Origin of the sequence: Limnofasciculus baicalensis BBK-W-15 (assembly GCF_024178385.1) — a bacterium.
In the GTDB taxonomy this organism is placed as follows: domain Bacteria; phylum Cyanobacteriota; class Cyanobacteriia; order Cyanobacteriales; family Coleofasciculaceae; genus Limnofasciculus; species Limnofasciculus baicalensis.
The window spans coordinates 9,243-20,329 of sequence record NZ_JAMZMM010000073.1 but is presented as its reverse complement, the minus strand read 5'-3'; the positions used below and the strand labels follow the sequence as shown (position 1 = coordinate 20,329).

Here is an 11,087-nt window from a genome sequence, read left to right as displayed (position 1 = left end):
CTACACCCAAAACTCCCCAAACGCATCCAGTATGGGACAATGAAAAACGTCATTAACGATTTTAGGTACAAAAAGTGAGTCCGACAGCCCAAGCGCCCATGAATTCTCGCCGCGTAGTATTTCCCTTCACCGCCATAGTAGGTCAGGAAGAAATGAAACTGGCTCTACTCCTCAACGTCATCGACCCCAAAATTGGCGGTGTCATGATTATGGGCGATCGCGGAACGGGAAAATCTACTACTATTCGGGCATTGGCTGACTTATTGCCAGAAATTGACGTGGTTGCCGATGACCCCTTCAATAGCGACCCCAATGACCCAGATTGGATGAAGACTGATAATTCTTTACCAGATTTACGCCAAACTGTCAAGAAAAAAGTCCCCATGGTTGACTTACCCTTGGGCGCAACGGAAGACCGAGTTTGCGGCACAATTGATATTGAAAAAGCCCTATCAGAAGGGGTAAAAGCTTTTGAACCGGGATTACTAGCTAAAGCTAATCGCGGTATCCTCTATGTAGACGAAGTTAACCTACTCGATGACCATTTAGTTGACGTACTACTCGATTCTGCTGCTAGTGGCTGGAATACAGTAGAAAGAGAAGGAATTTCCATTCGCCACCCCGCCCGCTTTGTCTTAGTTGGCTCCGGTAACCCAGAAGAAGGTGAATTGCGCCCCCAACTTTTAGATCGTTTCGGGATGCACGCCGAAATTCGCACTGTTAGAGAACCTGCGATGAGGGTTAAGATTGTAGAGGAACGGGCAGAATTTGACCAAAATCCCCTAGACTACATTCAAAAGCATCAGACTCCTCAAGAAGCAATGCAGGAGAAGATAGTCTCTGCTCAAGAAAAACTCCCTCACGTTGAAATGGACTATGAGTTGCGGGTGAAGATTTCTGAGGTTTGTTCAGAACTTGACGTAGATGGACTCCGGGGCGATATTGTAACTAATCGGGCAGCTCGTGCGATCGCAGCTTTAGAGGCACGGAATGAAGTTACAGTTGATGATATCCGCCGCGTGATTGTCTTGTGTTTGCGCCACCGCCTCCGGAAAGATCCATTGGAATCTATTGATTCAGGATATAAGGTAGATAAAGCCTTTTGTCGCGTTTTTGGGTTGGAATCAGCAACTGAGCAGAATTAATCGGCGACATAACACAAGTTTTCCTTTGTAATATCGGACATCTTGCATAATTGTTATCAGCCAGTTGAGAATTGTGCCAAATGTCCGATATTAGAACATAACGACTTGCAAGATGAAATCATAATTTCTTTACTATGTAAAATTTTTGATTTTCTCTGATTGTAGGATCGACGCTCACAGCAATATTTGTTTTTTCAGAAATTTTAAGTTCTTGATGTGGCTCATTTTGAATAATTCTACAACAACATAGCCAGCTAGATCATCTACATACTGAATATATTTCAAATATTCTCGTACTCGATCGACTTCTTTTTTGAAGTTATCCAATGATATTGGATTCATAATTTATATCAAATTTTATTAGATATAGTCTTGCAGGAAATCATGAAAATACTTTATACGTGCTTCTACATCTTTTTTGTTATTGTATCTACCATCAAAGAGGGATCTGTTATTTTCTTCCTTGATGTATAGCAATTGTTTATTTGAATATAAATTACTTCGTATAGATTCCCTATTTTTGACGAAACTTTCCTTGTACAAAATATTATTTGCAAACACCTGCATTATTGGATCGTAAATAGTTTTTAGTGGCGTTTTACTATCACGCTCTTGTTTTGGGCGTATAAAAGCTTCATCTCCAAATATATAATAAATCAAATTAATAGTTTCATTAAAAAGATTTGCCAGATTTTTTATTGTTTCATCATCATAACCATTTGCCTGTTTTAAATAGTCATCTAAAAATTTATCTACGGGTGATTTTAATTTGTCTATATGACGATAAGCAAAAAATCGTAAAACCAATTCAACATCTTCCATTTTGCGATAAGATTCGCTTTCAAGCAACTTTTCTTCTCCTTCACTTTCCATAGGTATTTTCCACATTTTACGGAAAGAGTCATTTTGGGCAAGTTTTATACAAAGTTGATTAAACTTGCCATTATGTAAAGCATTCCTTGTTTCTTGACGTGTTAGCTTTTCTCCACCGCTATTCAATCTTTCAAAAACTATTTGTTTTAAACGTTCAGCCTCTTCTTCACTTTTGGCTGTTTCCTGCAACAACACGATAGAAGATAAATAACGCCTGTCTATCCCTTTTTTTACTTGTTCAGGTAAATTTTGATAATTTCGCCCATTAAGTTCCCCCCAATATTCCAATCCTTTCAAGTTAAATTTTCCCTTATAAAAATCAAAAATAGCCGTTAGCCTTTGCTGACCATCCATTACTTCATAAATAGAGTAATCTACTTCATACAGAAAGATTGGCGGAATCGGTACATTCATTAGAAATGATTCTATTAAACGAGATTTACGAGTATCGTCCCACCTTTTTCTCCGTTGGTATTCAGGATTTAAGATATACTTTTTACTATCAAGCATAGTTTCTATGCTGTCAAGTGGATAACGAGCTTGCTCCGTAACAATTCTGATCTCTCCTTTCTTGTATTTTTCGTTGATTTGCTCATCTGAAAGAGAGACTTGAGTATCATCATATTTATCTTTTAAGGCAAAGATTTCGCCTGAAAATAAATTAGTATTTCTCGTCATATTTATTCTATTTTTTATGTTTAACATCAACGCTTATATTACTAAAATAACTGATTATTTACCTTTGCTTAACCTCGCAAGAAGTCTGATGGCATGAATAGTCGCATCCCTTTGCCTAGGCAATCTTTACAACGCATTTGCAGGATGATACCTGATTTTTGCTCTATTTTACTACATTTTTTTCGGCAATGCCGATCGCCTTAGTTTTTCTCTGAGCGATCGCACGCACCCGACACAGCCCCCAATTTATTGTATCCGATAGACTAGCTATCTTTATATTACAATAGAAACTATCGGGTCTCAGAGAAAACTTACCCCCCTCTATCCCATCCCCAATCGAGGGGGGAAGCAAGAAAAATCAGGCTCCCTTCCCTTACTAAGGGGTTTGGTGCATTTTAGCAAGAGATCTAAAGTCCCACTTTTGTTGGCGAAGCCTTCCGGAAGGGCAGGGGGATTTAGGGCGATCAAAATTATCCTCCCTAAGAATACTGATAACCTCTCAGTAAGCTACTTCTAGCAAATAACAACAATATTTTGGAGAACTAATTCTCATGTCCCTAACTATTAGTGACTTAGAAAGACTACAAACAAAACTAAAAGATGATAATCTAGATTACCAGTTAGAACTGATAGATGGGAGTATTATTGTTATGGGTCCATCAGATTACACATCAGACGAAATTGGCTCTCGGTTAATTATTTTCTTAGGTCCATGGGTACTCGCCCGGAAATTGGGACGAGTTACAGGGGCTGCGGCTGGCTTCCGTTTACCTAATGACAACCAAGACTTACGCGCTCCTGATGTCTCATTTGTCAGTGCAGAAAGGCTCAAACATAGCCCTCGTGCTTTTGCCGAAGTCGTGCCGGATTTGATGGTAGAAATTAAATCAAAAACCGATAGAATTAAACCGATTCAAGAAAAGATTCAATTCTTTTTAAGCTTAGGCACTCGAGTTGGTATACTGATCGATCCAGACAAGGAAACTGTAACTATCTATCGTCCGACAGGTGAGGCAACTATCTTGACTAATAATGATATTCTCACCATTCCAGAGCTATTTCCTGGCTGGGAAATTCCTGTGTCAGAACTATGGCCTCCTGAATTTGAATAGATAATGTTAGTAGGCTCAGTCTCGTAAATAACAACAATATTTTGGAGAACTAATTCTCATGTCCCTAACTATTAGTGACTTAGAAAGACTACAAACAAAACTAAAAGATGATAATCTAGATTACCAGTTAGAACTGATAGATGGGAGTATTATTGTTATGGGTCCATCAGATTACACATCAGACGAAATTGGCTCTCGGTTAATTATTTTCTTAGGTCCATGGGTACTCGCCCGGAAATTGGGACGAGTTACAGGGGCTGCGGCTGGCTTCCGTTTACCTAATGACAACCAAGACTTACGCGCTCCTGATGTCTCATTTGTCAGTGCAGAAAGGCTCAAACATAGCCCTCGTGCTTTTGCCGAAGTCGTGCCGGATTTGATGGTAGAAATTAAATCAAAAACCGATAGAATTAAACCGATTCAAGAAAAGATTCAATTCTTTTTAAGCTTAGGCACTCGAGTTGGTATACTGATCGATCCAGACAAGGAAACTGTAACTATCTATCGTCCGACAGGTGAGGCAACTATCTTGACTAATAATGATATTCTCACCATTCCAGAGCTATTTCCTGGCTGGGAAATTCCTGTATCAGAACTATGGCCTCCTGAATTTGAATAGATAATGTTAAGGTAAATCCTGTAGAACTTGCGTTAATATTATTAGTCGTGTGGATGGTGCGTTACGCTACGCTAACACACCCTACAGATTAAGAATGAAAATTCCTCTTTCCTACTCCCTACTCCCTACTCCCTACTCCCTACTCCCCACTCCCCATCCCAAAATGACTGAGCCACTAATTGAACTAAAAGGAGTCTCCAAGTCATTTGGTGGTAATATCATCCTTGATGAAGTCGATCTCACGATTTATCGAGGTGAGGCTCTAGGCGTTATTGGTCCCTCTGGTACAGGTAAATCTACCATTCTGCGGATTATTGCAGGCTTAACTCCATCTGATGGCGGGGAAATTTACATCCAGGGGGAAAAGCGTAAAGGCTTAATCGAAGATGCTGCAGATCCTATCGGGATCGGGATGGTATTCCAACAGGCGGCATTGTTCGACTCCCTCACAGTAGCAGAAAATGTCGGATTCTTACTTCACCAACACTCGAAACTATCGCAGCAAGAGATTCGTCAATTGGTGGAAGAAAAACTAGAAATGGTAGGATTACCTGGAATTTGCGATCGCTATCCGGCACAACTATCTGGCGGAATGCGCAAGCGTGTCAGTTTTGCCCGTGCGATTATGTCCAATCCCCATAATCCCAAAGATAACCCAGAAGTTCTACTATACGACGAACCCACCGCTGGACTTGACCCCATCGCCTCCACCGTGATTGAGGATTTAGTCCGACAGCTTCAATCCGTAGAAGGTGGTTGCAGTACTTATGTGATGGTAACTCACCAAGATAGCACCATTCGCCGTACTGCTGACCGGGTTGTCTTTCTCTACAAAGGCAAGGTACAGTGGCAAGGTCACGTTACTGAGATCGATACAACCGATAATCCTCTAGTCCGACAATTTTTTAGTGCTAGTATCAACGGACCGATTCAGGCAATAGGTTAGGATTAATTATTAGTTGTTTTTTAAACGACAAATGACTGGTGTGTGAGGAGAAATAATGCGATCGCGAACCATTCGAGAAGGCTCTGTTGGGTTATTAATTCTGGCAGGATTAGCAGCATTTGTTGGGTTAGTGCTGTGGATAAGAGGTATGAAGTGGGGCGCTCGCACCTACCAATTTATTGTCAGCTTTACTGATGTTGCTGGTATGAAAGTAGGCGCAACTGTTCGCTATCGTGGTGTTGATGTGGGGAGAATTACTGATGTTAAAGCTACTACTAATGGAGTGGATGCGACAATCCAAATAGATTCGGCAAATTTAGTCATTCCTCGCAATGTCGCAATTGAAGCTAATCAATCTGGTTTAATTGGTGAAACTTCCATTGATATAACACCGCCCAAAAATCTTCCTTCCGGGATACAAGGAATTAATCCTGGTAGCTCTAAATGCGATACTAAATTAGTAATTTGTAACCAAAACCGGGTGAATGGTGAGATTGGAGTCAGTTTTATTGAATTACTCCGCAACACCGATAAATTTACCACATTATACGCAGATCCTGCCTTTTTCGATAATGTTAATAACTTGACTAAAAATGCCGCACTTGCTGCTAGTGGAGTAGCCAAACTCACCGCAGAATTATCTCTATTAACTCGCTCCGTGCGACAACAAGTAGGAACTTTTTCCACTGCCACAAATACCCTCACCGCCGTCTCCGCTCAAACAGCAAACCGAATTGGTAATACTGCCGATAAATTTGGTAATACTGCCGATAAATTCGGTAAACTTGCCGAATCTAGCAATGAATTACTCACCACCACTCAGGGAAATCTCACCACCACTCAGGCAAATCTCAATAATACCCTCCAGCAATTTGGTAAACTTGCGGCATCAGCGGATCGAGCATTAATCAGCAATCAGGGGAATCTAAATAACCTCTTGACAGAGTTTACCAAGCTTGCTGCTTCCACCAATGAACTAGTAGTAACGAATCGGGGAACTTTACAAAAAACATTAACTAATATCAGTCAAAGTAGCGAACAATTGACTATTCTAGTAACTAGATTAGCAAATACCACAGAAAAAGTCGATGTCGCCAAAATAGTAGGTAATTTAGAAACCCTCTCAGCCAATGCAGCAGAAGCCTCTGCCAACTTACGCGATGTCTCTGCCGCTGTCAATAATCCCACCAATTTCCTAGTATTACAACAAACCTTAGATTCAGCAAGATCGACATTTGAAAATGTCCAAAAGATTACTGCTGACTTAGATGAGCTAACAGGAGATCCACAATTTCGGCAACATGTCAAGGAATTAGTGAATGGCTTGAGTAAACTAGTATCATCAACTCAGCAACTAGAAGAGCAAATTCAAGTAGCTCAAAAATTAGAATCAGTTAATTCAGCACTCAAAGAAGCCACAGCCAACTCCACCACCCAAACCCCACTCACTCAATCATCACCACCCACAGCCCAGCCAACAGAAACTAACCCTCAGCCCCATCAACAGGAATCGTTATTACAGCATTTACCCGCAGCCCCCAAGAATGAATCAGATAAATCTGAAGAAAGTAATTAGTTGTTGGTTATTTATTCGTTATTTGTTGTATCATACATAATCGATCGTAATTAGTCAAACTCTCAAAAACCTCTGCGTACCTCTGCGTTATCCTCTGTGCCCTCTGCGTTAAAAAAAACGTAATATCCCCATACCAACTGATTTAATATAACCAAAGTCAAAAGTCACGCATTCAAAAATAATGACTAATTCCCTGTTACCAAAACAAACAACCAATAACCAACAATTAAGTCCAATCTTCTTGCTCTTCTCCATTACTATTGCGCTTATATGCCCTCCCCTCAGCATGAATCTGACGAGTTAACTCAAATAACCCTTCCTCAGTTAAATTCCACCGCTCAAGCACAATATCCAAATTACGTTGCATACTTCTAGCACCAGGAAAACCCCCATAGCGAATTCTCAGTCGAGCAACTTCCGCTAAATTATTATCATTAGCAGATTCTTGTAACAAACGCTCCACAACTTCTCCATCTTTCTTTGCTCGTGGATGTTGTTGATCTTTATTTTCTATCTCTATTGCCATTGACTAATTACTCCATTTCTGCTATAAATATCTCTATTTATTTCTTAGTGTCCTTGGTGTCTTAGTGGTTTATTCAATAATTATTCTCCCTACTCCCTACTCCCCATTCTCTATTTGCCTAACCGCAGTTAAAGCCGAATAACTCACACCAGCAGTACCCTCACCTGGATGAGTAGAATCACCCACTAACCACAAATGATTAATCGGCGTGCGGGTAGCAAAACCAAAAGGACCAAATGTTGGTATCCTTTGCCCAATACCACCCACAATTCCGCGATCGCGCCCGGTATAATAAGCAAAGGTGCGAGGAGTCGCTACTTCTTGGTGGATAATGGTTTCGGGTTTGAGATCGAAGTATTCAGCCAAATGAGCGATCGCCTCTTGGGTATATTTTTCCTTTAATCTAGCATAATCCTCTTTTTCCCCCTGCCACCAGATCTGGGTATCAGTAAACGAGGATGCAATAATTGTAGCCTGACCTCTTGGGGCACGACCATCTCCAGGCTTACTGACAGACACAAATAGAGAATTATTTTCCCCTATTTCCCCGTTATAGTCGTAGAGAAACTGAAGATGGGGCGGACAATTATTGGGAATTGCACTTTCCTCCACTCCCAGATAAATCACAAATGCACCTGATGCTGGCGATAATTTATCCACTCGATTCTGATAACCCATAGGCGCTTGTTTCCCCAATAAATTAACCAGATTTTGCACAGTCACATTAGCCACCACTTCATCTGCCGCTTCTCTCCAAACTTCCCCTGTTTTTAGATTCTTAATTTTGACACTAGTCGCCCTATTATTATAAATTTCGATATCTTCTACAGAGTGACGCATTAAAATCTTCCCACCCCATTTTACCAAACCTGCGACTAAGCGATCGCTCAATACCTGCATACTACCCTGAAGATGATATAATCCTAGGGGTGCTTGAGATACTCCTAGTGCTGTTGCCGCATAAAGTAAGGCTGTTTCATCTGCGTTTACCTGGGAATACAATTTTAATTGCAAATCCAGAAATGTTCTTAATCTTCTATCCTCATATAATCCATATCCTCGCAGGGCATCCCCTACTGTGGCTAAACTAAATGGTACAGTAATTAAGGTATCTGGACGAATTGCACCAACTAATTGACCTAAATCCCACAGGTTACGCGGCGGTAATACCGGATTGCGGGATTGAAATTTCCAGCTAACCTTAAATAAAGTCGCCATTAATTCCCAAAAAGGTTCGCTACCTGGAAATTGTTTCTGTCTTTCTGATTGCCATTTTTCGGGATCTCGCCACACATTAATTGGTTCATTTTCCCCAGGCAGAAATACTGCACAAGCAGGATTGCAAGGAATCCCTTCCGGTACATCTATTTCTAATTCATCAAAAATTTGTTTGTGAATTCCACCCGCTTCTAATCCTGCAACCTGGGTAGCGCCTACGTCAAATATAAATCCTCGTCGCTTGAAGGTGGATGCACATCCTCCCGGTACGAAGGCTTGGTCTAATACTAAAACTTTATATCCCCGACGCGCTAAAAGTGCTGCGGCTGTTAGTCCGCCAATTCCTGCCCCAATTACTATTATTTTACGGCTTTGGTTGTTTCCTGTGGGATCTGCTTGCAGCAGCGCTTCGCGATCGCTTATCATCAAACTTATTTACATTTCTTTACATTAACCATCATATTACAGAATTGCTGGGGACAGCCTCCCACCTCTGGCAGATGGGGTGTTTGAGTGGAATTGGGGATTAGATCCGCGATCGCGCGATCGTAGGCAGATCCTAGCTTAACCGTGCAGCAAGCAAATCGCCTTTCTCACTACCCCAGGCAACCCCTTGACAAGCTGATTTTTTTTTGTTAAATTAGTACAATGGGAAAAGGTGCGCGTAAAAAAAACAGTTAAATAATCCAATCAGAACTAATCTTGCCTAAAGACTATTTGGTAAATAACTATTTTTCTCCCATTAGCCATTAGCCCAAAGCTTCTCCGAGAATTACCAATCCCCTGACAGGCAACCGACGATCGCAATCAACTCCAGCCCTAACCTCTTTGGAGTAGTTATATGGTTCTAGAAGTTCGCCCAGTCCAAGAAAAACCGACTGTAACATGGGAAGCGCTCCCAGCCGATTTTATTTTACCCGACGACCCTGTGGAAAATATTCAGCAACCACCTCTTGCTGCTGCTCTTACTGATGCTTTAGGCGCAGGAGGATTAATTTTACCGGAAATGTTGATCGGCTCGAATTTTGGATTAGTCGCTACCGTCAATAAAAAAATCGTAGTCAAAGCACCAGACTGGTTTTATGTACCGCAAGTACAGCCATCAGCAACAGATGTAATTCGTCGCAGTTATACCCCCAACTTAGAAGGTGCCCCCGTGTTGGTAGTGATGGAATTTCTTTCAGACACAGACAACGGGGAACTATCAGTCCGTGCCACACCACCTTATGGTAAATTGTACTTTTATGAACGACTGCTCCAAGTTCCCACTTACGTCACCTACGACCCCTACGAACCAAGTTTAGAAGTACGGCAACTACAAGATGGACGATATATTTTGCAGCAACCAGATACTAATGGACGTTGGTGGATTCCGGAAATAGAGTTATTTCTGGGCATTTGGCGAGGTGAAAGACTATGCCAAACTATTAATTGGCTCCGGTGGTGGGATCGGGAAGGAAATTTATTATTATGGAGTAGCGAACAAGCAGAACAAGAACGTCAACGTGTGACATTAGAACGTCAGCGTGCCGAACAAGAACGTCAGCGTGCCGATCTATTAGCAGCTAAATTGCGGGAACTAGGTATCGATCCAGACCGATTAGGATAGCCGTTGTTCCGGAAAAAACTGATTATGCTTGACAAGCTGGGATTTTTTTTCAATCTCCCTTGATTTAAAAATGCTTTCCAAACCCTATTTTTAGGGCGGCACGGATTTCCATTCTCTTACTATAACTCGAATTTTGTCAATCGATCCGGTTTTCACTCAAAAATTATCCCGCTCGCCAGTTTCGGCCAGCCTTGGCTTTTTGCTCACCACGATTGTCTCTATAAGAGGGATTTTTTCTGGCTCCCTTGATTTAAAAATCCTTTCAAAACCCTATTTTTAGGGCGGCACAGATTTCTACTCTGTTACTATAACTTGAATTCTGTCAACTGTCAAGGGCGGCGATCGCGCCTGTCAGCTTGAAAAGTGAAATTTCCGGCAGTCAGCCCTTGACAGGTTGATTTTTTTTTGTTAAATTAAGAGAATGGAAATCCGTGCGCGTAAAAAAAACAGAAAATAAGACAACTTCATCAAGAGATAGAACCAAAGTAGCCCTTTTAGCTTTTTGACAATTAATTAATCAACTGTCCAGTTAGAGCTAAAGATGTTTAGCACCAAAAGATCTAACTTTTCAGTTTCGCGATCGCTTCCCATCTTTGACATCTGCTCAGGAGGTAGTATTTACCTGTGGCGACAAATAAGTAGGGCTTGCCTCCATCGGATTTCCCCATCCCACATTATTCCTATCGACAATTTCTGCCACGGTTTATTCACTGTCGCTCGAGATCATCTCTATAAGAGGGATTTTTTTCTGGCTCCCTTGATTTAAAAATGCTTTCCCAACCCTA

At 41.3% G+C, this 11,087-nt stretch carries 10 protein-coding genes; 6 read left to right on the top strand and 4 right to left on the bottom strand.

Annotated elements, in window-relative coordinates:
* Nucleotides 1-74: 74 nt before the first annotated feature.
* Nucleotides 75-1,145 carry a magnesium chelatase ATPase subunit I gene (bchI, locus tag NJ959_RS09765; protein ID WP_373693635.1) on the top strand — a complete coding sequence of 357 codons (1,071 nt, stop codon included), beginning with the start codon at nt 75-77 and terminating at the stop codon, nt 1,143-1,145.
* 174 nt (nt 1,146-1,319) lie between these two features.
* Here the strand turns inward: bchI and NJ959_RS09760 are convergent, their stop codons facing one another.
* Nucleotides 1,320-1,487: a hypothetical protein gene (locus NJ959_RS09760; protein ID WP_254011562.1), complete on the bottom strand. Its 168-nt coding sequence runs from the start codon at nt 1,485-1,487 to the stop codon at nt 1,320-1,322.
* 18 nt (nt 1,488-1,505) lie between these two features.
* The gene (locus tag NJ959_RS09755; RefSeq protein WP_254011561.1) at nt 1,506-2,696 is read right to left on the bottom strand and encodes a DUF262 domain-containing protein; all 1,191 of its coding nucleotides are present in this window, start codon (nt 2,694-2,696) and stop codon (nt 1,506-1,508) included.
* A 551-nt stretch (nt 2,697-3,247) separates the two neighbouring features.
* Between NJ959_RS09755 and NJ959_RS09750 the strand changes: the two genes are divergently transcribed.
* The 4 genes from NJ959_RS09750 to NJ959_RS09735 all read left to right on the top strand — a co-directional run bounded on the left by NJ959_RS09750 (nt 3,248) and on the right by NJ959_RS09735 (nt 6,949).
* On the top strand, nt 3,248-3,808 hold the full coding sequence (locus tag NJ959_RS09750; protein WP_254011560.1) for a Uma2 family endonuclease: 561 nt from the start codon (nt 3,248-3,250) through the stop codon (nt 3,806-3,808).
* Between the two features lie 58 nt (nt 3,809-3,866).
* Nucleotides 3,867-4,427 carry a Uma2 family endonuclease gene (locus tag NJ959_RS09745; RefSeq protein ID WP_254011560.1) on the top strand — a complete coding sequence of 187 codons (561 nt, stop codon included), beginning with the start codon at nt 3,867-3,869 and terminating at the stop codon, nt 4,425-4,427.
* A gap of 163 nt (nt 4,428-4,590) precedes the next feature.
* Nucleotides 4,591-5,373, top strand: coding sequence for an ABC transporter ATP-binding protein (locus tag NJ959_RS09740; protein WP_254011565.1), 783 nt, complete (start codon nt 4,591-4,593; stop codon nt 5,371-5,373).
* A 55-nt stretch (nt 5,374-5,428) separates the two neighbouring features.
* Nucleotides 5,429-6,949 (top strand): MlaD family protein, encoded by a 1,521-nt coding sequence (locus NJ959_RS09735; protein WP_254011559.1) that lies wholly within the window; start codon nt 5,429-5,431, stop codon nt 6,947-6,949.
* A gap of 226 nt (nt 6,950-7,175) precedes the next feature.
* On the opposite strand, the gene NJ959_RS09730 is transcribed toward NJ959_RS09735, so the two are convergent.
* Nucleotides 7,176-7,475 (bottom strand): DUF3288 family protein, encoded by a 300-nt coding sequence (locus NJ959_RS09730; protein WP_254011558.1) that lies wholly within the window; start codon nt 7,473-7,475, stop codon nt 7,176-7,178.
* Between the two features lie 96 nt (nt 7,476-7,571).
* Nucleotides 7,572-9,119: a C-3',4' desaturase CrtD gene (crtD, locus tag NJ959_RS09725; protein WP_254011557.1), complete on the bottom strand. Its 1,548-nt coding sequence runs from the start codon at nt 9,117-9,119 to the stop codon at nt 7,572-7,574.
* 415 nt (nt 9,120-9,534) lie between these two features.
* Between crtD and NJ959_RS09720 the strand changes: the two genes are divergently transcribed.
* On the top strand, nt 9,535-10,302 hold the full coding sequence (locus NJ959_RS09720; protein WP_254011556.1) for a Uma2 family endonuclease: 768 nt from the start codon (nt 9,535-9,537) through the stop codon (nt 10,300-10,302).
* Nucleotides 10,303-11,087 lie beyond the last annotated feature (785 nt).

Bases quoted from the DNA above. Each gene is read 5' to 3' on its own strand.
- NJ959_RS09730 (WP_254011558.1), bottom strand. From the start codon at position 7,475: ATGGCAATAGAGATAGAAAATAAAGATCAACAACATCCACGAGCAAAG.
- NJ959_RS09740 (WP_254011565.1), top strand. From the start codon at position 4,591: ATGACTGAGCCACTAATTGAACTAAAAGGAGTCTCCAAGTCATTTGGT.
- NJ959_RS09735 (WP_254011559.1), top strand. From the start codon at position 5,429: ATGCGATCGCGAACCATTCGAGAAGGCTCTGTTGGGTTATTAATTCTG.
- NJ959_RS09755 (WP_254011561.1), bottom strand. From the start codon at position 2,696: ATGACGAGAAATACTAATTTATTTTCAGGCGAAATCTTTGCCTTAAAA.
- NJ959_RS09760 (WP_254011562.1), bottom strand. From the start codon at position 1,487: ATGAATCCAATATCATTGGATAACTTCAAAAAAGAAGTCGATCGAGTA.
- NJ959_RS09745 (WP_254011560.1), top strand. From the start codon at position 3,867: ATGTCCCTAACTATTAGTGACTTAGAAAGACTACAAACAAAACTAAAA.
- NJ959_RS09750 (WP_254011560.1), top strand. From the start codon at position 3,248: ATGTCCCTAACTATTAGTGACTTAGAAAGACTACAAACAAAACTAAAA.
- crtD (WP_254011557.1), bottom strand. From the start codon at position 9,119: ATGATAAGCGATCGCGAAGCGCTGCTGCAAGCAGATCCCACAGGAAAC.
- NJ959_RS09720 (WP_254011556.1), top strand. From the start codon at position 9,535: ATGGTTCTAGAAGTTCGCCCAGTCCAAGAAAAACCGACTGTAACATGG.